The sequence below is a fragment of the Thermostichus sp. MS-CIW-26 genome, assembly GCF_054059115.1.
The window spans coordinates 1-23,917 of the sequence record NZ_JBSSBV010000040.1 but is presented as its reverse complement, the minus strand read 5'-3'; the positions used below and the strand labels follow the sequence as shown (position 1 = coordinate 23,917).

Sequence of the window (23,917 nt, the reverse complement as noted above, 5' to 3'; positions counted from 1 at the left end):
GTCGGAAGCAGGAACCCGCCGAGACGACTGCGCAAGGAGCCATCCATGCGCAGCGTGGTAGGAATCTCCGGCCTTCAGGCCGGGGAGGATGTCAATTGCAGAGAGCGAGTACCTTTGCTCAACAGGGTTGAGATTTGTCAACTCTTCTACACAAACCTTCTCAATCCCTTTTTTCAACAACCTTGTAGTCGGTAGAGTGTAGGGCATCTTCTGGGAACAGGCGACGTCAGGATCCTTAGCCCTTAGCTGCCAGGTGATACCGGTCACCGCCCTGAAGCTCTTTTGGGTGCAAGCTGAGAGTAACTGTGGCCACTTCCCAGATCTAGGAGATCGTTTAACCATGCGCAACCTCTCTTCCGTTTTGCTGTTCGGGATCCCTTTGGTAAGCCTAGGCTGGACAGGGATCCCGGTGGTGGCCCAATCCGCCAATCCAGCCCTCTGCCAGCAATTTCCCCAAGACATTCGCTGCACCCTCTCTGCCCCCAGACAGGTGGGACAAGCGCCGCAACCCACATCCCGTCCTCGGATTGCAGTCTTGGACTTTGATTTCAGCAGCCTCAGCAATCCCTACAGCTTCCGCGAGGCTTCTCGGGGGGTGAGCGACCTGTTGGTGGATCGGCTGGTGAGAGATGGCACCTTTTCCGTCATCGAGCGCTCGCGGCTGGACGCGATCTTGGCCGAGCAGAACCTGGGTCTATCCGGTCGACTGGATGCCAACACCGCTGCTCAGGTAGGCCGGATCCTAGGGGTCGATGCGGTGATCCTCGGCAGTGTGACCCAGTTTGATGTGTCTGTGCGCCGTTCTGGGGGTGGGGCACCGGTCTTAACTCCCTTCGGCAGCTTCCCGCTGGCGGTGGGCGCTGAGTCAGTGGATGCCGATGCCAACGTGCAGCTGAATGCCCGCTTGGTGAGCACCAGTACTGCCGAGATCTTGGCCGTGGTCGAGGGCAAAGGCAACGCCAGCCAGTCGGATAGCACGGTCACGGTTGCCGGCTTTGGCGGGGGATCCGCCACCAGCAACGAAGAGAAGCTGTTGGTATTGGCAAGCCAACAAGCGGTGGAGCAAATTGCCCAGCAGTTGGCCGGTTTTGCCGGGCGCTTGGCAGCTCAGCCTCGCTCTCTGCCAACGGTTGACGCCTTGGTGGCGGATGTCTACGGCAACCAGGTGATCCTGAACAAGGGCAGCCGCGATGGCTATCGGGTGGGATTGATTCTTTCTGTGGAGCGCGTCGTCCGCGAGGTGAAGGATCCGGCCACGGGGACAGTCTTGCGCAAATTGACTGAGCCAGCCGGACAGGTCCAACTGACGGAGGTGGATGACAGCTCCAGTGTGGGACGCATTCTCAGCGGGGCAGGCTTCAAGGTTGGGGATGTGGCCAAGCCTGTCCAATGAGCTTTCCCAAGCCCTATCCTCAGGATCCCTCGATGGGAGCAAAGCCCTGCCGTTGCGTGTTTTCGGTTACGGTGCGCGGCTCTAAAAATTGCAGCAGGTAGTCGGGGCCGCCGGCTTTGGATCCCACGCCGGAGAGCTTGAAGCCGCCGAAGGGCTGCCGCTCCACCAACGCCCCGGTGATCTCGCGGTTGATGTAGAGGTTGCCGACGGCAAAGTCCTGGCGAGCCTGTTGAATGTGGGAAGGGGTGCGGCTGTAGAGACCGCCGGTGAGGGCGTAGGGGGTGGCATTGGCCATCTGCAGAGCAGAAGAAAAGTCCGGCGCTGAGATCACCGCCAAAACCGGGCCAAACAGCTCCCGCTGCGCCAGCTCTGACTGGGGATCCACCTGGCTGAACACAGTGGGGCCGACGAAGTAGCCTTTTTCCGGCACGGGCAGGCTGAGGTCGAGGCGGGCATCAGCCTTAGCCGATTGAATGGCCTGTTGCAGGCGAGCTTGGGCCTCTGCATCGATGACCGGGCCAACTTGGGTGCTGGGGTGGGCTGGATCCCCCACATTTAAAGAGCGCACCGCCTCGATGAGCCGCCCCAAGAACAGGTCGTGAATGGACTGCAAAACGATCGCCCGCGAGCAGGCGGAGCATTTCTGGCCGCTGTAGCCAAAGGCGGAGTTGACCACCCCTTTGACCGCCTGATCCAGGTCGGCGCTTTCGTCGATGAGGATGGCGTTTTTGCCCCCCATCTCGGCAATGACCCGTTTGATGTGGTGCTGGCCCGGCTGCAGTTGCGCGGCTTGGGCGAGGATCTGGCAACCCACCGCCTGGGATCCGGTGAAGGCAATCAGGTGCACCCGCCAGTCTTGAACCAACAGGGGGCCGATGGCTTCGCCCACCCCCGGCAGGAATTGAAAGACACCCTCCGGGATCCCGGCTTCCTCCAGCGCCTTGAGGATAAAGCCCGCCAGCTTGGCCGCGATCAGCGAGGATTGTTCTGCCGGTTTGAGGAGCACGCAGTTTCCGGCCACCAAAGCCGCCGCTGTCATGCCACAGGGGATGGAGAGGGGGAAGTTCCAGGGGGCGATCACCACCGCCACACCGCGGGGCTGGTAGTGGTAATGGTTGGTTTCGCCGGGCAGGTTGCACTCCCGTCCCCGATCCAGGGCCTCCATCTGTTGGGCGTAGTAGCGGCAAAAATCGATGGCCTCAGAAATTTCCCCATCGGCCTGGGCGATGGGCTTGCCCACCTCCAGCACCATCCAGGCAGCCAGCTCCGCCCGCTGGGCTTCGATTTGCTCCGCCACCCGCCGCAGGATCCCGGCCCTCACAGCCACAGGGGTGCGTCTCCAGATGGGAAAGCTGGCCTGGGCCGCTGCCAAGGCTTGCTCCACCTGTTCCGGCTCGGTCAACCCAATTTCCGCCACCACCTGTTCAGGATCCGCAGGGTTGAGGGAGAGCATGGCTTGTCGGGTGGGGCGATATTCTCCGGCAATCCAGGGCTGAACCCTCTGACCCAGTTGAGGCCGGATCTCGTCCAATGCCTGAAAAAAGGGATCCCGCTGCTGGGGCTGGCTGAAATCCGTATCGGGAGCGGCGGCAAACGAGAGAGAAGGAGCCTGGAAAACGGATCCCTCGTCCAAGACCGGCGGGGCCAACAGCTGCTCGGGGTTGTAGCCCTGAACGCTTTGCCGCAGGAAAGAGGTGTTGGCGGTGTTTTCCAGCAAACGCCGGATCAGGTAGGCCATACCCGGCAGCAGCTCCCCGTAGGGGCAGTACACCCGCACCCGCTGTCCCTTCTGCACCAAGGCCTTGGCCAGGGGATCGGCCATGCCATAGAGCACCTGCAGTTCAAAAGCAGACTGGGGCACCTCCAGGGCTTGGGCAATGGCGATGGCTTTGGCCTGAGAGCGCACATTGTGGCTGGCGATGGCGGCGTGGAGATGGGTGTGGTGCTCCAACAAAAGCTGGGTCATGCGCTCGAAGTTGGCGTCGGTAGCAGACTTGCTGTTGTAAACCGGCTGTGGCCAGTGCTTTTGCGCCGCCAGGATGGTCTCTTGATCCCAGTAGGCCCCCTTGACCAAGCGCACCGTCACCGGGGATCCCCGCTCTTTGGCCCAGGCGATCAGGTTTTGCAGATCGGTGTAGCTATCCCGCAGGTAGGCCTGCAGCGTCAGGCCAACGTCGGTGCGGCTTTTGAACTCCGGCTCCAGCAGCAGCTCCTGCAAAATGGCCAGGGTGAGGGATTTGTAGCGGTACTGCTCCATGTCGAAATGGATCCCGACTCCCAGAGCTTCTGCCCGGCGCAACAGGATGCGAATCCGTTCCCCCACTTTGGCTTTGGCCCCCAGGGGATCGATGGGATCGAACTGGGAATAGAAGGCTGTCAGCTTCACCGACACTTGCGGCACAGGCTGCGGTTGTGGCCAGGTTTTGACCATCTTTGCCAAATGCTCCATCACCTGCAGATAGCGATCCAGATAGGATTGGGCTTCCGCTTCGGTGATGACGGCTTCCCCCAGCAAATCCAGCGTGAAAGCCATACCCTGCCGGTGCAGAGCTTCCAGAGTTTTGCTGACTTGCTGTAGAGTTTCTCCGGCAATGTATCGACGGGCCAAGGCTTCCACGGCAGCGGTGAGGGTGGTGGCAGCCAACTGCCCTGGCAGGGAGTCGGGGTCTGCAAAGTTGAGCAGGCTTTTCAGCATTCCCGGCAATTCCACCGCCGGATCTGAAAGATACTCCTGCAAATGGCGGGCCACCTCAGCCTTGCTTTTCAAGCTGGGCAAGACATCGATCAAGCGGAACAACTGGGTGCGCAGGTGGGGGTTCTCCATCGCCCAGGCCAGCAGCTTGTCCTCCCAGCGCAGTTGATCCCGCCACTGGGCCAGCAGGGATCTCTTCTCTCCCCAAAGAGAAGCCAACAGAGATTGGGCGAGAGCTTGGGTTTGAGCCTCGTAGGCGGTAGGAGCACCTTGGGCAACCATCTAATAACTGGGGTGTGAGATCCCTACCATCCTGTCATGGAAAAGAGGGAACCTGAGGCCGATTTTGGGAAGATAATGGCAGATGGGGCCACCGCAAATCCTCAAACAGCTACACCGGGTATAAACAGCTTTGCAGGAGAAACTTATGCAGGCTTTTGTTGCAGGGGCTACAGGAGAAACCGGACGCCGCATTGTCAAAGAGTTGGTGGGCCGCGACATCCCGGTACGGGCGCTGGTGCGCAGCCATGAGCTGGCCGCTCGGGTTTTGCCCCGCGAAGCGGAAGTGGTGGTGGGGGATGTGCTGGATCCGGCCACGCTGGAGACAGGCATGGAAGGATGCACGGTGGTGCTCTGTGCCACCGGGGCCAGGCCCAGTTGGGATCCCTTTCAGCCCTACCGAGTCGACTATGAAGGCACCAAGAACCTGGTCGATGTGGCCAAAGCCAAAGGGATCCAACACTTTGTTTTAATCTCTTCCCTGTGTGTTTCCCAGCTGTTCCATCCCCTCAACTTGTTTTGGCTGATCCTAGTGTGGAAAAAACGCGCAGAAGAATACCTGCAAAAAAGCGGCCTCACCTACACCATCGTTCGACCGGGGGGCCTGAAAAATCAGGATAATAACGACGGTATTGTCCTGTCCAAGGCGGATACCCTCTTTGACGGCAGCATCCCCCGCACGAAAGTAGCCCAAGTGGCCGTCGAAAGTTTATTCCAGCCCGCCGCCCAAAATCGCATCCTTGAGATCATCGCCAAGCCGGGTGTGCCCAACCAAGAATGGAGCACTCTCTTTGCTATGGCAAGGTAGGTACCGAGCTGCATGCATGCTGCATACATTATGACTATGAGCGAGTATGAACGCGGCTCCCAGTTCCTCAGCAGGCTCGAACTTGGTGGGCGCATGGCACTCCTGGAAAGTCGATCCTGCATTGGTCGATAGTCTGCCGCAAAATGTCGGTGCCAAGCTAAACTTCTCGTTTTGCCCTTAACTTCCCTCTGTCTGGGAACCAGAAGACTTGGCCAACTGCTGCAAACGATTTAAGATCTGCGCCTCAGCGTTGGCATCGTGGAGTCGCAGCGTCAGGCGGGGCACCCGCAACGAAGCCGTAATCCGGCCTGAGGGCAGATCCAGCCACACCAGTTGCCCTTGAAAACAGCGACAAGCGGCTCCCCATTCCTGGGCCAGAGCCTCTACCTCCGACCAGACAAGGCAACGTGGCAGCAGCAGGTCGGTGGCCCACCCAGCCCCACACTCCCGCCGCCTGAGGACACGCACCTGCATGGATCCCTACATCCGCAAGGACTCCGTCCCGCTGACGCGAGCGGCGTAGAACTCGCACCAGGGATCCCCCTTCTCTCTGGCCTTGGTCTCCTGGCCGTGGAAGAGCCCACCCCGCTGGAAGAGGCGGTTGTAGAAGACTTGATCCAAAACCGGCTTCTGCTGGATGTTGCCGTTGTAGACCAGATTCATTATCGCCGGCACCGCCCCTTGAGCAAAATAGCAGGCGGGATCCTCTGCCCGTGGGTAGGAAGCCAAAAAGTAGTTGGCTTCGTAGTTGCCATCAATGGCCACCCGGCAAGACTCGCCGCTCACCACCTCCAAAGCCTGCCAGCGACCCCACCCCAGACTGCTGGCCACCGCATAGCCGCCGTGGATCCAGTCCGTGTCCTTCTCCAGCATCGGCCCCACCAGGGTTTCCCACTCCACCGATTCCATGATGTTGCCGAAGGTGTAGAAGACACAAACATGCCCCGACTCGCGGATGAGAGCTTCCCCCACCCCCATCAGCTCAGCCCGCACCGCCTTCAGCTCCTGTAAAAAGCGATATTGAATGCGGTTGCAGTAGTTGGCAGGCATGCGCGTTAGCAACACGTTAAACGCGCGAATTTGCCCCCGCTCATCTCCGGCCAAAGGCAAGCCCCACAGAGCTTCGTTGACCGCGTCATAGTCCACTGCCGTTACGGGCTGCGGGAACTGGGTTGGCTGCTCAATAAGCTTGCCCATGCCTGGACTGGGAGTCAGCGACTGAGGCTTTGGCAGCCGAGTGGCCTGGATCACGCAGTGATCCTTGCGCGTAACGGCCATACACTCCGTTTCTTCTGCCCCGTAGCTTCCCAGCTCGCCAAACGTGGCATCCAGAGCTGCCGCCACATAGCCCACCGCCAAGTGGTCAATGGGACGTGTGCGGTTGACCTGATCCCCGTACTTGCTCAGCCAACCTTCTGCATAGTGAGAATGGGTAAGCTGCACTTCCCCGCCTGAAGGTGTCACCTCAAACGCCAGCCGCCCAAATCCTAAAAAACTGAAGATCTGAGCTGCCACTGCCAGGCGCTCTTGGGTCTCCTGAATGCCAAGAGCCTTGAAAGCCCCGTACAGAAGACTGTAAAAGATCTCCTGGGCTGCGGTGCGCAGGATCCCTACTCCATCGATCCAGTCGGGATCTTCAATAGTCTGCTGCAGGAAGAGGTTGTAGTGATGGCAGTGGAAGATAACCGGCTCTCCAAACAGGGAGATGAGCTTACGGTCGCGGTCGAGATGTAGATGCTCAAGCATAGGCAAGTGAACTCAGATAAACAATAGGGGATCCCACAAGCGCAGCAACTGCCCTCAGACAAACCTCGCCAGCTATTCTCGACTACTCAGACCGGCATGACAATAGGCAGCCGCTCTCGGCCCAAAAGATCTGCTACCGCTTTGTAAAGAATGCGCAGCTCCTGTCGGGTCAGGGTGCCCTTTTCGAGACGGTTGCGGTCTAGGCCCGTTTTCAAAGACAGGCGCAGGGCCACAAAGTTAGGATCCGGGGCGTAGCGCTTGGCGTAGCTCATCAAAGCCTGAGCAGTGGATGCAGTGGTGTCTGAACAGGGGGCAACAATGGTTTTCCATCAATTAGGATGGCTTTGATACGCTCTGAAATCGCCTTAAGGTCGGTGGTGGAGCGGGTAAGAAACAAGACAAAGTAGGGGCTTCTGGGAAACGCTTTGATGACAACCCGCAACGCCGAAGTACCTGCCAAAAGGTAGTCCCCCTCTTGGTCAGCGCTTGCCGACTGGCAGAGGCGATTGTTGGCTTGTATCAAGTCAGCCGCGTAGTTGCCCAACTGTTCCAGAGAGATTTCCTCCTGCACATCGTTGGTGTACGCAACCCTAGCCACTGCAACGCCATCGGTTACTCGCCCCACCAAAGCTGCGATCAAGCCCGGAAGACCGGCAATGTGCTGCTCAACCACACTGATAAGGGTACGTATGGTCACCAGTTTGCCTCCAGATAGAGATTGAGATTGCAAGAGATTGCCCGTCCCCCAAACTCAGCCTTCAAGAGACGAGCCTGCGGTCGCAGTCGAGATGAAAGGGTTTAAGCGCGAGCAAATAAACTTAAAGTAAACCTAAAAAAGCCTTCCAGGTGTAGCAACTACCCCTGGACAAAGCTTGCTAGCTATTTTGAACTACTCAGGCCGGCATGGCAATAGGCAGACGCTCTCGGCCCAAAAGATCTGCTACCGCTTTGTAAAGAATGCGCAGCTCCTGTCGGGTCAGGGTGCCCTTTTCGAGACGGTTGCGGTCTAGGCCCGTTTTCAAAGACAGGCGCAGGGCCACAAAGTTAGGATCCGGAGCGTAGCGCTTGGCATAGTCCATCAAAGCCTGAGCCACAGACATAGTGCTGTCCTGCACAGGGGGCAGCAGCGGTTTTCCGTCGATCAAGATGGCCTTAATCCGGTCTGAAATCGCTTTCAGGTCGGTGATGGAACGGGTCAGGAATAACACAAAGTAGGGGCTTTTGGGAAACGCTTTGATGACAACCCGCAACGCCGAAGTGCCGGCCAAAAGGTAGTCCGCCTCTTGGTCAGAGCTGACAAGCTGGCATAGACGACTGTTGGCCTGGACTAGGTCGCTGGCATAGGTGCCCAAAAGTTCTAGGGCCTGCTCCTCTTGGGAATCGCTGACGTAGGTTACTTTGGCTACTGTGGTACCATCAGTGGCCCGCCCTATCAAAACAGCAACCACGCCCGGAAGGCCGGCGATGTGCTGTTCAATCACGCTGCTGAGGGTTCGGATAGCCATGATCTGACTCCTTCCTGCGGCTACATGGGATAGCTTAAATGCACGTACTATCCCATGTACTTATTCTACCAAAATGGATCAGATGCTTCCAGACAAATCTCCCGGCCGGCTTAGCTCCAGGGATCCCAGTGCTCATGAAATTGGCCTTCCAAGATGGCCTGGCGCATCTTTTGGGTGTAGCGCATCAGCTCCGTGATGTTGTGGATAGAAAGCAGGGTATAGCCCAGGATCTCCTGGGCGCGGATGAGGTGGCACAAGTAGGCTCGGCTAAAGTGGCGGCAGGTGTAGCAGGGGCAATCGGGATCGATGGGATCCAGGCTGCGGCGGTGTTCCGCATTTTTGATGTTCCAGCGTTTGCCCCGGCTGATCACCGTGCCATGGCGGGCATAGCGGGTGGGGATCACGCAGTCAAACAAATCCACTCCGGCGGCCACAGCAGCCCGCATCTCTGCATAGGTGCCCACCCCCATGAGATAACGGGGGCGATCTGCCGGCAGTAGAGGGGCTGTTTGCCGCACAACGGCGTGCATAAACTCGACCGGCTCCCCCACACTCACCCCGCCAATGGCATAGCCCGGCAGATCCAACCGACAGACCTCTTCCACCGCCCGCCGGCGCAGCTCAGGGTAAACTCCCCCCTGCACAATGCCAAACAAAGCCTGATCTGAGCGGCGATGGGCTTTCACGCACCGTTTCAGCCACTGGGTGGTTCGCCGCACCGCTGCTTCCACTTCCTCAGGGCTGGCAGGGTAGGGCGGGCACTCGTCGAAGGCCATGATCACATCGGCACCCAAGGCATTTTGAATCTGGATGGATAGCTCTGGGGTGAAGTGAATGATGCGGCCATCGAGAGGAGAGCGGAACGTCACTCCCTCCTCGTTGATTTGGCGAATGGCGCTGAGGCTGAAGACCTGGAAGCCCCCTGAGTCGGTAAGGATGGGGCCCGACCAGCCCATAAAGCGGTGCAGCCCCCCTGCCGCTTGAATGATGTCCTCGCCGGGCTGTAGGTGCAGGTGATAGGTGTTGCTGAGAATAATATGGGCGCCCGTTTCCTTGAGCTGGGCGGGGGTGAGGGTTTTCACGTTGGCCAAAGTTCCCACCGGCATAAAGCAAGGGGTTGGGATCCCACCGTGGGGGGTGACGAAGTATCCTGCCCGCGCTTGAGTGTGGGGGCAAGTGCCCTCACAAGTAAAGGTAAAGTCGGCCAAGGTCAGCGTTATCGGCTTTAATCTTGTGCGCAGCAGAGCTTAGCACAGATAGAGCCGCCGGCAAGGGATCCCTTTTGCCAGCCTTGACAGGGATCCCCTGCTTTGGGCAGACTTGTAGATCACCGCGGAACTGGCGGAATGGTAGACGCGCTAGATTCAGGTTCTAGTGGCAGCAATGCCATCGGGGTTCAAGTCCCCGGTTCCGCACTCCCCCAAAATGGGTTTCAGGGGATACTGCCAGGTTGTCCGGCTTCACCTCCACTTCTAGAGGGCCAGCTCCTTTTCGATTTGGCCAAGCTTGATGCGGGCAAGGGCCAAGTTGCCTTTCTCTCGATCCAGAACCAGATAGAAAAACAAACCAGAGATGTGCTGGACTAGATGCATTAGGTGGTACTGAGTCTCCAGCAGGATAAGAACCTCCTCGATTTTGTCAGTAAGCTTAAGAGACTCAGCAACTCGCATTTTGGCGCGAATTACTTCTGTATTTCCGGCAACTGCCAGTTCCAAGTTCGCTTCTGGGAAGGCGGGACTGTTGGTGCCTTTGTACCCCAAGCACATCCCTGTTTTCCAGTCCCCCAGCGCCACACCCGATGCCCCATCAATACTGAGGGCTTTGACCAAGCTATCTTGAAGCTTCTGCATAGTGAACACTACTCTCCTTGTGGGCAGCCCGTCACTTTATGGTAAGTCTTTTGCCAAAAACTTTCAACTGAGAGCCTACTTTATTGAGACTACTTGCAACATACAAAGTAAAAGTTAAGTATAAATGAACCTATCTTAGGTAGGCCCGGCGGTAGGCCCACCAAGCAGGGGCTCGTGGTCCCATTTGCTTTCTTTGACATCAGTGTAAACACTGAGACCTGGGCCAAGCTGGCCTTTCCTACACTTGGCTGTGGCAACTCTGGGCCAGTTACAGCTCCAACCCTCCCCTCATCTCGGCTCGCCTGCAGAAGCCAGAGTAGCTGACACCAGCATGGCGAAAATGTAGCAAACTAATCCAACAGGAAGCAAGCTTGGGGATCGGATCCCTGTAGCTTCCGGTGGAGAGGCTTGGAAGTTATGCTGGGGTTACCTCTTTTACCTTGAGACTATCGACCTCCGAGATCGGGGGATCGGAACCCTTCCTCTCCGCTTAGTTTGACCTATGCCTAAGGCCCCCCTCCCTCCCAACGAAGAGCAGCGGCTGGCTGCCCTGCGGCAGTATCAGATTTTGGACACCGCTCCTGAGAACAGCTTTGACGAACTCGTGCGGCTGGCTGCCCACATCTGCGGCACGCCCATTGCTCTGGTCAGCCTTATCGACGAACACCGCCAGTGGTTTAAAGCCAAATTCGGCGTCGATGTGCAGGAGACCCCACGGGATGTGGCCTTCTGCGCCCACGCCATCTTGTCGCCTAAAGAGCCGCTGGTGGTGCCCGATGCCACTCAGGATCCCCGCTTTGCCGATAACCCGTTTGTCGCTCAAGAGCCCCACATTCGCTTTTACGCTGGCATTCCCTTGGTAACTCCAGAAGGGCAGGCCCTGGGCACGCTTTGCGTTGTCGATTATCAGCCTCGGCACCTGACCCCAGAACAACTGGAGCAATTACAAGCCCTGGCCCATCAGGTGGTGGCCCAACTGGAGCTGCGCCGTACTTTGAGGGAACTGGCTCAGACGCCTCTGCTGCCTAAGTCGGGGGATACTAAACCTGCCCGCAAAAACCGCTTTCTCCTCAAAGTTACCGCCGGTTTTGGCCTGGCTGCCTTGCTTTTGGGCGGGATCACCTACTCAGCTCAGCGGAATGCCTCTCAACTGCCGCAGCTTACAGAACGAGTGGCCCACACTCTGAAAGCAATCCAAAGCTTGGAGGGATTGCTGGCGGAAACCCGCGCCGCCGAAGCCGGTCAATATGGTTATCTTCTGACCAATAATCCTCGCTATCTCAGTGAGTACCAAGCCAGCCTTGAAGCCACCTCCACCCATCTGCGCTTGTTGAAAGAGCTCACTGCTGACAACCCCCTGCAGCAAGAGCGCCTGAAGCGCCTAGAGCTGCTGCTGGAGCTGCTGCTGGAGCAACTGAGGGAGCAAGAGGGGCTACCTGCCGTTCAGGAAGCTCTAGAAAGCAGCGAAGGGCCAAGGTTAATGGAGCAAATTGTCGAGTTGATTCGGGTGCTGCAGCAGGAGGAAAATCGCCTTCTGCAGCAACGCAGCCAGGAATTTCAGTTTGCCTGGGTTAGAACCAATCTCATTGCTTTTGGCGGGCTCATTTTTACTTACCTGGTTTTGGCCTCGGTTTACTTCCTCATCCGCCGGGAGACTGCCGAGCGAGAAGAGGCAGAACGATCCCTCAAGCAAGAGCGAGATTTTACCAACGCGGTTATCGATACGGCAGGGGCGCTGGTGGTGGTTCTGGATCCTGAGGGACACATTTTGCGCTTCAACCGCGCTGCCGAGCAGCTTTCTGGCTACTCGCTGGCAGAGGTCAAGGGCCGGCTGCTATGGGACTTAGGTTTGATCCCACCGGAAGATGTGCCTGGTGTGAAGCAAGCTTTTGAACAGCTCAAGGGCAATCATTCCCTCTTTTTGAATCGCCATGAGAATTTTTGGCGCACCAAGCAAGGGGCACTGCGGCTTATTTCTTGGTCTAACACCGCCCTAATCAACGCTGCCGGCGAGGTGGAGTTTGTCATGGGCACCGGCATCGACATCACCGACCGTAGGCTGGCGGAGCTAGCCCTAAAAGAAAGTGAAGAGCGCTACCGGGATCTCTTTGAAAATGCCACTGACCTCATCCAAAGCGTGGATGCTGAAGGGCACTTTTTATATGTCAACCGCGCTTGGAAAGAGACCTTGGGCTACGACGAAGCTCAGGTCTATCAGATGACCCTCTTCGACATTCTCCATCCCGACTGCCTGGAGCACTGCCAGGCTCTTTTCCAGAAGCTTCTAGCAGGGGAGAAACTGGAGAGGGTAGAGACAGCTTTCCTCACGGCCACTGGTGAAACTGTTTGGTTGGAGGGCAATGTCAACTGCCGCTTTGAAGATGGGGTAATGGTGGCTACGCGGGGCATCTTCCGCAACATTACCGAGCAGAAGAAAGCGGCAGAGGAATTGGAGCGGCAAAACCGCCGGGCTCAGTTGCTAGCCAATCTCAGCTTGAAGATCCGCGAATCTTTGGATATCGCCGAGATCCTAGAGACGGCGGTAACAGAAATCCAAGCCCTGCTCAAAGCCGACCGGGTTTTGGTCTATCGCTTCCAGCCGGATGGTTCTGGGATCATCTCCAACGAGAAAACTCAGCCGGGGATCCCCTCCTTGCTGGGAGAGGTGATCGAGGATCCCTGTTTTCAGGAAAAGTACGCCCAGCTCTACAGCCAGGGCCGCGTTCGCGTTGTTAGCGATGTGGAAAGTGAAGGACTGGAGCCTTGTTACCTAGAGCTGCTGCAAAAAATGCAGGTCAGGGCCAACTTGGTGGTGCCGCTGTTTTTGGAGCAGCAGTTGTGGGGGTTGTTGCTGGCCCACCAGTGCTCCGGGCCCCGTCAGTGGCAACCCTTTGAGATGGAGCTGCTGTCGCAGTTGGCCAACCAAATTGGCATTGCCCTCACCCAGGCAGCCCTTTTGGAGCGGGAGAGAAAGCGCAGCCTCGAGCTAGAACAAGCCCGCAAAGCGGCAGAGCAAGCTGCCCAGGCCAAGAGCAGCTTCTTGGCCACCATGAGCCACGAGATCCGCACCCCCATGAACGCGGTGTTGGGGATGACGGGCCTGCTGCTGGAGACCCCCCTCAATGCAGAACAGCGGGACTTTGTAGAGACCATCCGCGTCAGCGGCGATGCGCTGCTCACCCTCATCAACGACATCCTGGACTTCTCCAAATTGGAGGCCGGGGAAATGGAGCTGGAGATCCTGGATTTCGATCTCCGCTCGTGTCTGGAAGAGGTGGCGGATCTGTTTGCCCCCACTGCCCACGCCAAGGGATTGGAGCTGGCGGTGCTCATGCCACCGGAAGTGCCGCGCTACCTGCGGGGAGATGCCTCGCGACTACGGCAAATCCTCAACAATTTGGTAAGCAACGCCATTAAGTTCACCCACCAGGGGGAGGTGGTGATCCAAGCGGAGGTGCTGCAAGAAACCGCTACCCATGTCCACCTCAGGCTCTCGGTGAGAGATACCGGGATCGGGATCCCGGCGGCGGCGCAGAGCAAGCTATTTCAACCGTTTAGCCAGGTGGATGCCTCTACCACCCGCAAATACGGGGGCACGGGACTGGGCTTGGCCATCTGCAAACAACTGACAGAACTGATGGGGGGCAAGATCTTCCTAGAGAGCGAGGAGGGCCGCGGCAGCACCTTCAGCGTCGAGCTGACTCTGGAGCGACAGCCTTATGTGCATCAGCTTTCCCAGCCTGCTGTTCGCATCCCGGTGGATCTGCAGGGCAAGCGACTGTTGGTGGTGGACGACAATGCCACCAATCGCAAGATCCTGCGCTGCCAGGCCACGGCTTGGGGAATGGTGGTGGAAGAGGCCGAAAATGCCTATCAGGCTATGGACAAACTGCGCCAAGCCGTTCGGGAAGGCAGACCCTTCCCCCTGGCCGTTTTGGATATGCAGATGCCGGAGGTGGATGGGGAGACCTTGGGCCGTTGGATCAAAGCCGATCCGGAACTGTCCCAGACGCAACTGGTGATGATGACTTCACTGGGACTGGGGGAGCACTCCCGCCGCGCCGCCGAGATTGGCTTTGCCGCCTACTTGGTTAAGCCGGTAAAACAAAGCCGCCTGCAGGAAGCGCTGGTCATGGCCCTGGGGAAATCTTCTGGCCTCTCCACCTCTCTTTTGGGCATTGGCCCCCCTCTCTCTCAGACGACGCCTATGGCCGACCGACCCCAGCAGTCCCTGCGCATTTTGCTGGCAGAGGATAACCCCGTCAACCAAAAGGTGGCTTTGCGCCAGCTCGAGAGTTTGGGCTACAAGGCCGATGTGGTGGCCAACGGTCAGGAGGTGTTGGATCTCCTGCAGAAGGTCAGCTACGACCTCATTCTTATGGATTGTCAGATGCCGGTGATGGATGGCTACGAGGCCACCCGCCGCCTACGCCAACAGGAACGGAGATCCGGCCACCGCACAGTGGTGATTGCCATCACGGCCAACGCCATGCAGGAGGATAGGGAGCGCTGCCTGCAGGCAGGTATGGACGACTATCTCAGCAAGCCGGTGCTGAAGGAAGATTTGCAAAGGTTGCTCAACCACTGGAGCCAGGTGATTGCCCAGTCTGCAGCAGGATCCTCCAATGGATCCGCTTCTAAAGCAGCTTCTCCAAGCTCCCCCGGTAGGGACAGGGATCCCTCTTCTCCCACCTTGCCCTATCCCATCGACTCTGCCTACCTGGATCAGGTTTCCGGCGGGGATCGCGGGTTTCAGCGGGAGCTGCTGCAGGTGTTCATCCAAGATTGTGAAGACCAGCTGCCGCAATTGCGCCAAGCTATTGCCGGTTGCAATGCAGAAGGAATGCGGCGGATCGCCCATCGCCTCAAAGGAGCCAGCTCCAACGTGGGAGCTAATGCTTTTTGCCAAGTGGTCCGCGAGCTGGAACACTTAGGAGTGGCGCTGGCCCAGCAGGGATCCCAAGGTGGTCATGACCTAGAATGGGCACGGGCTCTGCAGGCCCCAGAAGACCTAGAACGCATCTTGGCTGATATCCGCCAGTACTTGCAGGATTTGGAAGAGTAGATTCCTAGGGATCCCAAGCCTTCTGCGCTGCTAGCTTTCACTCCCCGCCCCTCTCCCAGTGGAAGAGGAGAGTCAGCGGCAGAAGCAAGGCAGTGGAAGCTGGACTTAACAGCCTGCATTTCGCTTCCACTTCCATTTGGATTCATTCAGACCTAAATCCAGAATCGAGGGCAATGCGAAAGCCTGGCTGCTTTGCAGAGGGTGGAAACTACAGCCAGGCAAGCAAGGATCTACAGCAGTGTCCTAGGCCCACCGGGATTACATCAGGCCGATTTGAGAGAGGATCCCTTGGCCGGTCAGCAACTCGGTCGCAACGCCGATCACAAAGCCCAACATTGCCAAACGGCCATTCCATTTTTCGGCGAAGGTGGTAAAGCCAAACTTAGCTTCTTGGTTTTCCATGGTTCTAGCTCCATCAACAGGTGACATCTTTAATGTGGCTCAGATATTAAAAAGTGTCAAGTTTTATGTCGAGAGCTAACAAGGGATCCCTAGCTGCTTTTCACGGTTGTCCAGAGGGCGTCGATGAGGCGCAGCTCTTCCCCTGACAGCACTTTAAGGTAGGTGAGTTTGGCAAGGGCCTCTTCGTCAGGGTAGATGGCCGGGTTTTGCCGATCTTCTGGGTTGATCATGGGCAGAGCTGCAGCGTTGGGGGTGGCGAAGCGGTTGTGGTTGCTCAGTTGAGCGCCGACTTCAGCATCCAGGATGAAATTGATGAAGCGATTGGCCAGCTCGGGGTTGGGGGCCTGGGCGGGAATGGCCATTACATCCAGCCAAATGTGGGCACCCTCGCGGGGGACAAAATAGCCGATGTTGGGGTTTTCTTCGGCAGCTTGCAGGGCATCGCCGCTGTAGACGATGGCTACATTGGCCGTTCCAGAAACCAGTTGGTTTTTGCCCCCCACGCCCCCAATTAGGCCGGCACTGCGGCGCTTGGTGTCGATCAAAAGCTGCTGGATCTGCTGCAGTTCGGAGCGAACGGTGGTGTTCATATCGAAGCCCAGGTAAACGGCAGCAGCGCCGATCATGGAGCGCATCTCGTCGATCATCACAAAGGGGCCATACTGCTGCTGCGGGTCGAAAATCAATCCCCAAGAGCGTTCAAAGTTTTCGGGCAGGCGGTCTTTGCGGTAGCCAATGCCGGTGGTGCCCCACTGATAGGCGGCGGTGTAGGTGTTTTCTGGATCAAAGGGCAGGCCGACAAATTTTTCGCCCAGGTTGCTTAGGTTGGGGATCAATTCTTTGTTGAGAGGCTGCAGCAGTCCCAGCTCCAACATGTTGGGCACAATGTAGTCGGTGGGAACAACAATGTCGTACTGGCTGGTGCCTCCCCCCCGCAGTTTGGCCACCATGTCTTCGTTGGATTCGTACACGCTGACCAGCACGCGGCTATTGGTGGCTTTTTCAAAGGCGGTGAGGATGTCGGGATCGATGTATTCTGACCAGATGTAGAGGTTGAGAGTCTGCCTCTGGGCAGAGGTAACATGGGGCCAAAACAAAACCAGGACAAGCACACAGCAGAGTAGGGTTGTAGCCGAGGCAATCCACTTTTTCATGAGATTTCTCCGACTGTGAAAAGTTGAAAACATCGTATCTGCTTTCATCCCCCAGCCGGCTACACCCGCAGCTAGGGGGCACGCCTTGGGCAATCGCCAAGCCCCGCAAACTCCGGTTGAGGCTCGGGTACTCACCCTTGTTTCCAAGACAACACCCAAACGGTATCAACGCCTCCGCGAGCGATCCGCCAAAAGCCGCAAAGGCCGATTCTTTCGTCGGATCCCTCGATGCCTTGCGCCACAAGGCTTTCCAGCCCCAAAACCCCCTCGCCGCAGCTCTTTTTGCCGACTTTTTTCCGGATCCCTCGCAAATGGGTCTTGCATTCCTTGCCCTGCTTGGGTTTAATAGGGGTGGAGTTCCCCCTTCGGGGGGATCCCTAGAAATTGGAAACACTGTAGAGTAGTCTAACCTCCCCCTCAAGCACCCAGGAAGTTCCCCCTTCGGGGGGATCCCTAGAAATTGGAAACGAGTGTATACCGAGCCTATTAACAAAGAAGTAGAGCAGGTATAGTTCCCCCTTCGGGGGGATCCCTAGAAATTGGAAACACTTCCTTTGGAACGGGGTATACAGCTTCTGGTTTAGTAACGTTCCCCCTTCGGGGGGATCCCTAGAAATTGGAAACTCGGGGGAAGTATAGTTACAACCTATGTCTACGACCCGGACGTTCCCCCTTCGGGGGGATCCCTAGAAATTGGAAACCAAAGTCGTGGTCTTCTGGGTCTATGCACCTCTTCAAGTTCCCCCTTCGGGGGGATCCCTAGAAATTGGAAACTTCTGTGTTAGCTCCGCCTTCCTGCGAAGGAACGGAGAGTTCCCCCTTCGGGGGGATCCCTAGAAATTGGAAACGGTCTTACAGAGCTGCAGCGGACCAGGTAAAGGTCCTGATTAACGTTCCCCCTTCGGGGGGATCCCTAGAAATTGGAAACTCCCACCCCCAAGGGCCAAGGTGTGTCCATTCAGCAGTTACGCGTTCCCCCTTCGGGGGGATCCCTAGAAATTGGAAACAAACACACCCAGGTATGAACCTGGGTGTTCTTTCTCCTAAAGTTCCCCCTTCGGGGGGATCCCTAGAAATTGGAAACTTGGAGGTTGATTATGATTCGAGTTTACTCTGTCATGTTCCCCCTTCGGGGGGATCCCTAGAAATTGGAAACATCCCAAGCTGGGCCATCCGTCGTCAGTGACATCTTCCATCTTGTTCCCCCTTCGGGGGGATCCCTAGAAATTGGAAACGTTAGCCAAGCAGTGGTTACCATCTGGTAGCCAACCATACGGGTTCCCCCTTCGGGGGGATCCCTAGAAATTGGAAACGCCGAAGAAGATAGTCATAACTTCCTCCGATTTAGTTGGAGTTCCCCCTTCGGGGGGATCCCTAGAAATTGGAAACTAGCACAAGGTTGACTCCAGATCAGATTCAGCAACTAAGTTCCCCCTTCGGGGGGATCCCTAGAAATTGGAAACGGTTCCAGTAGAAGGTTTTGTTCCCGATCTGTTTGATGTTCCCCCTTCGGGGGGATCCCTAGAAATTGGAAACTCCTGGCGTTGCTGCTCTAGAATGTTAGCAGCCTCATGTTCCCCCTTCGGGGGGATCCCTAGAAATTGGAAACTGGAGAACGAGGGAGAAAGGAGCAGGTTCGTATTGGACAGTTCCCCCTTCGGGGGGATCCCTAGAAATTGGAAACAACACGCTTGGCCTTACGCGGCTTCAGGATCCCCGCGTGTTCCCCCTTCGGGGGGATCCCTAGAAATTGGAAACATGATCATAGTATCCTCCTAACTTTGGCAGGGAAAGACTGGTTCCCCCTTCGGGGGGATCCCTAGAAATTGGAAACAACAACTACTTTACCGGGAACCCCGTAGAAAACGACAGTAGACAGTTCCCCCTTCGGGGGGATCCCTAGAAATTGGAAACTTCTTTACTTAATTCTTCGTACATAGACCTCACCATACAAATCCTAAAGAAGTTCCCCCTTCGGGGGGATCCCTAGAAATTGGAAACCCGCGAATTAAAGTATGCGGTCTGTGAGCGATTCTGTGATGTTCCCCCTTCGGGGGGATCCCTAGAAATTGGAAACAAGAATGCACTCCGCCCGTTCTAGAACGGCAACTACGTGTTCCCCCTTCGGGGGGATCCCTAGAAATTGGAAACGCAACAAGGTAACGACCATCGGTTCCGGAAAATTTGAAGTTCCCCCTTCGGGGGGATCCCTAGAAATTGGAAACACCAGTTGAGATTAGACAACATCCAATCAACTTCCTGTTCCCCCTTCGGGGGGATCCCTAGAAATTGGAAACGATACTCGAAGGCCAATTTCGTAGAGTACACGCCGAAGTTCCCCCTTCGGGGGGATCCCTAGAAATTGGAAACGACGCGCCAACAGGACTAGACTCGATACAATGTAGTGTTCCCCCTTCGGGGGGATCCCTAGAAATTGGAAACTTTTCGCCTTGGCTCGAATCACCCCTTCGATTTGCTGTTCCCCCTTCGGGGGGATCCCTAGAAATTGGAAACTCTGGGTCCAAAATGTTTACTAAGATTCGAACTGGGGCGTTCCCCCTTCGGGGGGATCCCTAGAAATTGGAAACGAAGGTTCCGGCTGTGAGGAGACGACCTTGATCATCCGTTCCCCCTTCGGGGGGATCCCTAGAAATTGGAAACGATTAGAGTCCGAGGGCTTCTCGCACTGCATTCAGCGTTCCCCCTTCGGGGGGATCCCTAGAAATTGGAAACATTAAAGATGAACACTACCTCATGTTCTTCGAACTGTTCCCCCTTCGGGGGGATCCCTAGAAATTGGAAACTTGAGTCAGGAAATGAATCTACAAGCATCCATCCTATTAACGTTCCCCCTTCGGGGGGATCCCTAGAAATTGGAAACTAGGTATTGACCAAGATTTAAGAATCCAAATCTGTGGTTCCCCCTTCGGGGGGATCCCTAGAAATTGGAAACAACTATCTGTTGAGCCGATCAGGTGGTAGCTCGCACGTTCCCCCTTCGGGGGGATCCCTAGAAATTGGAAACAATAGGGGTAAGAATTTGCGTACAGCCGATGCTACGGTTCCCCCTTCGGGGGGATCCCTAGAAATTGGAAACTGACTGATCAACCTCACACCGGCCGACGCAAACAGAGCGGTTCCCCCTTCGGGGGGATCCCTAGAAATTGGAAACTAGCCAGTGATTTTATCTATGATAATAGGCTAAGGGTTCCCCCTTCGGGGGGATCCCTAGAAATTGGAAACATTTTAGTGAAGTAGGTGTTATAGGCGTTGTAGAGGGAGTTCCCCCTTCGGGGGGATCCCTAGAAATTGGAAACTTGCCGTTAGGCGTTGTCCATGATGATGGGGGCAGTTCCCCCTTCGGGGGGATCCCTAGAAATTGGAAACAACATGACCGTCACGCCATCATTACTCAAGAGGATATGTTCCCCCTTCGGGGGGATCCCTAGAAATTGGAAACTTATAGATCGATTTGCTGAACGTGTTGCTTATCTAGGTGTTCCCCCTTCGGGGGGATCCCTAGAAATTGGAAACGATCTCTATAAAACGATATACAGAAGTTTCTATTGATTAGGTTCCCCCTTCGGGGGGATCCCTAGAAATTGGAAACGCGAAATCTAAAACCTAGTCCTCCCTCCCCCAACACAGTTCCCCCTTCGGGGGGATCCCTAGAAATTGGAAACCGAGGGCTTCAGCCACGGACATGCGAATTGACTTCGCGTTGACCGTTCCCCCTTCGGGGGGATCCCTAGAAATTGGAAACTGTAGGTAGTACTCCCTTAGGCACACTCTTGGGTTACTCAAGTTCCCCCTTCGGGGGGATCCCTAGAAATTGGAAACAGCAAGCTGAACATCATTTAGGGACTTGACATACTCAGTTCCCCCTTCGGGGGGATCCCTAGAAATTGGAAACATTTTGTCGGCAATGCTCCGACGTGTCCGTCGGAGCATACATGTTCCCCCTTCGGGGGGATCCCTAGAAATTGGAAACAAAATCACTTCGCCCGGCTTCAGCCCTTTGCCGGGGAAGATGTTCCCCCTTCGGGGGGATCCCTAGAAATTGGAAACTTATCTAACGAAATCGTTCACTCCCTTAAACTCCGTAAGGTTCCCCCTTCGGGGGGATCCCTAGAAATTGGAAACGTGGCAAAGAAGTATAATTCGTCAGAGCTCTTTGGATGTTCCCCCTTCGGGGGGATCCCTAGAAATTGGAAACGAAGGAACGGAGTGTAGGTGTATTCGATCACCTCGCCAGTTCCCCCTTCGGGGGGATCCCTAGAAATTGGAAACACCTGCTCTACGTTTGTCTAGTTCTACAATAAATCTAGGTAATTGTTCCCCCTTCGGGGGGATCCCTAGAAATTGGAAACGTAAGGTGTACGGTTTAGACCTAGCCAAGTTTTGACGTTCCCCCTTCGGGGGGATCCCTAGAAATTGGAAACAGCGCATTCTAGCCAATCCTGTCCTTTTGCAAAGGTGCTGGTTCCCCCTTCGGGGGGATCCCTAGAAATTGGAAACTTTCCCTGCCTACAGGAGGCTAGCTATGGTCATCAAGTTCCCCCTTCGGGGGGATCCCTAGAAATTGGAAACAGTCTGGGAGTTTCCGAAGAACGCACTCATTTAGATAAGGTTCCCCCTTCGGGGGGATCCCTAGAAATTGGAAACCTAAAGCGCAAGCAACAGCCCAACTTGGGCTGGGGTGTTCCCCCTTCGGGGGGATCCCTAGAAATTGGAAACGAGTAGCCATTTTATTCAGTTGTGTCATGCTAAGATGTTCCCCCTTCGGGGGGATCCCTAGAAATTGGAAACAATTCCGCCACCGATCCTGGCTATACTGAGGACACGCTCACCCAAAGTAGGGGTGAGCTTTCACTCGGCAGCGATTCACATGAGTTTTTGGAAGGGCCTGTTCGGGTCAGCAGGAGCTGCTACAACCAAAGAGCCGGCGCAAACAGCTAGGGCCGACCGTCGCCAGGAAACGGTGGTGGTACGAGGGGAGACAATCCTCTTCAGCTTGGATCCCAACTTGGATCTGTACGAGCTAGAGGAGCTCTGCGATGCGGTGGGGTGGTCGCGTCGCCCCATTCACAAGGTGAGAAAAGCCCTGCAGCACAGCTTTTTGGTGGTGTCGATGTGGCAGCAGCGGGGCAGCTACCGTCGCCTCATCGGCTTTGCCCGGGCAACGTCCGACCACGCTTTCAATGCCACCATTTGGGATGTGGTGGTTCATCCCGATTTCCAGGGTAGGGGTCTGGGCAAGCGGCTGATGGAAAAGGTGATCCACGAGCTGCGCGCCCGAGACATCAGCAACATCACCCTTTTTGCCGATCAGGGAGTGGTCAGCTTTTACGAACGGCTGGGCTTCACCGCCGACCCTGAGGGGATCAAAGGCATGTTCTGGTATCCCCGCTAGCGTATGGCCCCTGTGGTGATTTTGCCCGGTTATCTGGCGGGTGCGTCGGAGTATGAGCCCCTGCGCCAAGAGCTGGAAGCCCGCGGCTATGCGGCACGGGTGGTGCCGTTGCAGGTGCGCAGTTGGTTTCCCACGCTGGGGGGAAGGCCTGTCACTCCCATCCTGTGGGCCCTTCGAGAGACCATCCAAAAGACCTGCGCTGAGTTTGGGGTTGACCGAGTTAACCTGGTGGCCCACTCCGCCGGCGGCTGGATTGCCCGCATCTACCTGGGATCCGTGCCCTATGGGGGACAGGTGTGGCAGGGGCGGGAGCAGGTCGCTGCGCTGATTAGCTTGGGATCCCCCCACACCAGCCGGGAGCGCTGGACGAAGCGCAATTTGGACTTTGTCAACACCCACTATCCGGGGGCCTTTTGGCCCGAGGTCAAATATGTGTGCGTGGCGGGCAGGGTCATCCAGGGGCAGAGGTTGAGTCTGGGATCCCTGTGGCGACAGGAGCATTATCTGGCTTGGCTGGCCTACAACAGCTATTGGCTCACGGCTGGACAGGGGGAATTGTGGGGCGATGGCATTACCCCCATCGAGGCTGCCCACCTGCAGGGGGCTGTTAACCTCACTCTGCCCAACTGCTACCATTCCGGTCGGGGTGGACGGCGCTGGTATGGATCCCCCGAGGTGGTGGAAACTTGGGCTCAGTATCTGGCTTAGGGCCGGGGTTTAGCTGCCAGGCTTGCTTGGGTCGCCGAGGGAAGTCTCGGGCAAAGAGGCGGCCGATTGGCGGCGTTCCTGCTGACGCCGGGCGGCTTTTACCATCTCCTCGACCACAGCCCGCGCCTGCTTCATGCGATCCAAACTGCTGCGATAGAGCTCCAGATCTTTTCTCACCCGCTCTGTTGAAAAGGGCAGCTTGCTCACCACATTCTCCAAAAAGCGGCGGGTGCGTTCTTCTGGTTCTTCGTAAAGGGACTTGGCCACAACTTCATAGGCTGTGTAAAGGCCAACAGCTAAGACCCGGCTGTAGGCGTAGGGCGGCTGAGTCATGCGCTCCAAAATGGCTTTCAACCCACCCACATCTTCCGCCTCTGGCTTGAGACAGAGGAGATCAAGTCTTTGACGGGGATCCCCGCTTCCCATCAACTCCAGCAGATCGCGGGCATTCTTGCGCAACACCTCCGGCTTGAGGTGCAGAGCCTTACAGAGGGCGTTGAAAATGGCTTCTCGCTGCTCAGGGGGGTGATAGGCTTCCATCAGCCCGTCGTAGAGGGTGACCAGCCCCAAGGCAAAAAACGGATCGTAGACGAAGGTGCTGTTGACGGTGGTCAGGTGCAGCTCCACCAACAACTCCTCCACCACCCGGCGATAGACGGCGTTGATCGGGCGAGGGTAGGCGCTGAAAAAGGCCGCTTTGGTGGCGGAGAGGGTGCGAACAGGATTCACAGGCAGACAAAAATGAGCTTGAGGATGGCTTCTCTGTTTTTTTATTCTCACCTGTGCTGACCCTGAGGGCAAGCTGTGTTGACATCCTCCCCGGCCTGAAGGCTGGAGATTCCTACCACGCTGCGCATGGATGGCTCCTTGCGCAGTCGTCTCGGCGGGTTCCTGCTTCCGAC

Annotated in this window: 17 protein-coding genes, 1 tRNA gene and 1 CRISPR repeat array; of the genes, 6 read left to right on the top strand and 12 right to left on the bottom strand. The window is 56.6% G+C overall.

Going from position 1 to position 23,917, the window contains the following annotated elements:
- The coding region (locus ACVWZU_RS11510; protein WP_457444988.1) for a hypothetical protein at positions 1-267 on the bottom strand (267 nt) is incomplete at its 3' end.
- 73 nt (positions 268-340) lie between these two features.
- Between ACVWZU_RS11510 and ACVWZU_RS11505 the strand changes: the two genes are divergently transcribed.
- Positions 341-1,393 carry a CsgG/HfaB family protein gene (locus tag ACVWZU_RS11505; protein WP_011432168.1) on the top strand — a complete coding sequence of 351 codons (1,053 nt, stop codon included), beginning with the start codon at positions 341-343 and terminating at the stop codon, positions 1,391-1,393.
- A gap of 19 nt (positions 1,394-1,412) precedes the next feature.
- On the opposite strand, the gene pruA is transcribed toward ACVWZU_RS11505, so the two are convergent.
- Complete coding sequence (pruA, locus tag ACVWZU_RS11500) at positions 1,413-4,367, bottom strand: L-glutamate gamma-semialdehyde dehydrogenase (protein WP_457444986.1); 2,955 nt, start codon at positions 4,365-4,367, stop codon at positions 1,413-1,415.
- A 145-nt stretch (positions 4,368-4,512) separates the two neighbouring features.
- Between pruA and ACVWZU_RS11495 the strand changes: the two genes are divergently transcribed.
- Positions 4,513-5,172: an SDR family oxidoreductase gene (locus tag ACVWZU_RS11495; protein WP_457444984.1), complete on the top strand. Its 660-nt coding sequence runs from the start codon at positions 4,513-4,515 to the stop codon at positions 5,170-5,172.
- 177 nt (positions 5,173-5,349) lie between these two features.
- Here the strand turns inward: ACVWZU_RS11495 and ACVWZU_RS11490 are convergent, their stop codons facing one another.
- The 6 genes from ACVWZU_RS11490 to tgt form a co-directional block, all read right to left on the bottom strand.
- Positions 5,350-5,646 carry a hypothetical protein gene (locus tag ACVWZU_RS11490; RefSeq protein WP_414413829.1) on the bottom strand — a complete coding sequence of 99 codons (297 nt, stop codon included), beginning with the start codon at positions 5,644-5,646 and terminating at the stop codon, positions 5,350-5,352.
- A gap of 6 nt (positions 5,647-5,652) precedes the next feature.
- Positions 5,653-6,918, bottom strand: coding sequence for a hypothetical protein (locus tag ACVWZU_RS11485; protein WP_457444982.1), 1,266 nt, complete (start codon positions 6,916-6,918; stop codon positions 5,653-5,655).
- 86 nt (positions 6,919-7,004) lie between these two features.
- Positions 7,005-7,190, bottom strand: coding sequence for a hypothetical protein (locus ACVWZU_RS11480; RefSeq protein WP_457444980.1), 186 nt, complete (start codon positions 7,188-7,190; stop codon positions 7,005-7,007).
- Positions 7,190-7,615 carry a hypothetical protein gene (locus ACVWZU_RS11475; RefSeq protein WP_457384861.1) on the bottom strand — a complete coding sequence of 142 codons (426 nt, stop codon included), beginning with the start codon at positions 7,613-7,615 and terminating at the stop codon, positions 7,190-7,192. The genes ACVWZU_RS11480 and ACVWZU_RS11475 overlap by 1 nt, the downstream gene beginning before the upstream one ends.
- A 196-nt stretch (positions 7,616-7,811) precedes the next feature.
- The gene (locus tag ACVWZU_RS11470) at positions 7,812-8,423 is read right to left on the bottom strand and encodes a hypothetical protein (RefSeq protein ID WP_457444978.1); all 612 of its coding nucleotides are present in this window, start codon (positions 8,421-8,423) and stop codon (positions 7,812-7,814) included.
- Positions 8,424-8,533: 110 nt separating this feature from the next.
- On the bottom strand, positions 8,534-9,631 hold the full coding sequence (gene tgt, locus ACVWZU_RS11465) for a tRNA guanosine(34) transglycosylase Tgt (RefSeq protein WP_457394513.1): 1,098 nt from the start codon (positions 9,629-9,631) through the stop codon (positions 8,534-8,536).
- 124 nt (positions 9,632-9,755) lie between these two features.
- On the opposite strand from tgt, the gene ACVWZU_RS11460 reads away from it, so the two are divergent.
- Positions 9,756-9,838: transfer RNA gene (locus tag ACVWZU_RS11460), tRNA-Leu, on the top strand.
- A 57-nt stretch (positions 9,839-9,895) separates the two neighbouring features.
- Here the strand turns inward: ACVWZU_RS11460 and ACVWZU_RS11455 are convergent.
- On the bottom strand, positions 9,896-10,273 hold the full coding sequence (locus tag ACVWZU_RS11455; protein ID WP_457444976.1) for a hypothetical protein: 378 nt from the start codon (positions 10,271-10,273) through the stop codon (positions 9,896-9,898).
- A gap of 502 nt (positions 10,274-10,775) precedes the next feature.
- Here ACVWZU_RS11455 and ACVWZU_RS11450 point away from each other — a divergent pair.
- Positions 10,776-15,338, top strand: a complete 4,563-nt coding sequence (locus ACVWZU_RS11450; RefSeq protein WP_457444974.1) for a GAF domain-containing protein — start codon at positions 10,776-10,778, stop codon at positions 15,336-15,338.
- Between the two features lie 258 nt (positions 15,339-15,596).
- On the opposite strand, the gene ACVWZU_RS11445 is transcribed toward ACVWZU_RS11450, so the two are convergent.
- Together ACVWZU_RS11445 and ACVWZU_RS11440 are read right to left on the bottom strand one after the other, a co-directional pair.
- The gene (locus tag ACVWZU_RS11445) at positions 15,597-15,740 is read right to left on the bottom strand and encodes a chlorophyll a/b-binding protein (protein ID WP_041436191.1); all 144 of its coding nucleotides are present in this window, start codon (positions 15,738-15,740) and stop codon (positions 15,597-15,599) included.
- An 89-nt stretch (positions 15,741-15,829) separates the two neighbouring features.
- Complete coding sequence (locus ACVWZU_RS11440; protein ID WP_148202683.1) at positions 15,830-16,894, bottom strand: polyamine ABC transporter substrate-binding protein; 1,065 nt, start codon at positions 16,892-16,894, stop codon at positions 15,830-15,832.
- A gap of 356 nt (positions 16,895-17,250) precedes the next feature.
- Positions 17,251-21,703: direct repeats of the CRISPR family, unit length 36 nt; unit sequence GTTCCCCCTTCGGGGGGATCCCTAGAAATTGGAAAC.
- 79 nt (positions 21,704-21,782) lie between these two features.
- Here ACVWZU_RS11440 and ACVWZU_RS11435 point away from each other — a divergent pair.
- Both ACVWZU_RS11435 and ACVWZU_RS11430 read left to right on the top strand, forming a co-directional pair.
- Positions 21,783-22,307, top strand: a complete 525-nt coding sequence (locus ACVWZU_RS11435) for a GNAT family N-acetyltransferase (RefSeq protein WP_414343795.1) — start codon at positions 21,783-21,785, stop codon at positions 22,305-22,307.
- A gap of 3 nt (positions 22,308-22,310) precedes the next feature.
- Positions 22,311-23,015, top strand: coding sequence for an esterase/lipase family protein (locus ACVWZU_RS11430; protein ID WP_011432154.1), 705 nt, complete (start codon positions 22,311-22,313; stop codon positions 23,013-23,015).
- 9 nt (positions 23,016-23,024) lie between these two features.
- Here ACVWZU_RS11430 and psb29 read toward each other — a convergent pair whose 3' ends face one another.
- Complete coding sequence (gene psb29 / locus ACVWZU_RS11425) at positions 23,025-23,744, bottom strand: photosystem II biogenesis protein Psp29 (RefSeq protein ID WP_041436186.1); 720 nt, start codon at positions 23,742-23,744, stop codon at positions 23,025-23,027.
- Positions 23,745-23,917 lie beyond the last annotated feature (173 nt).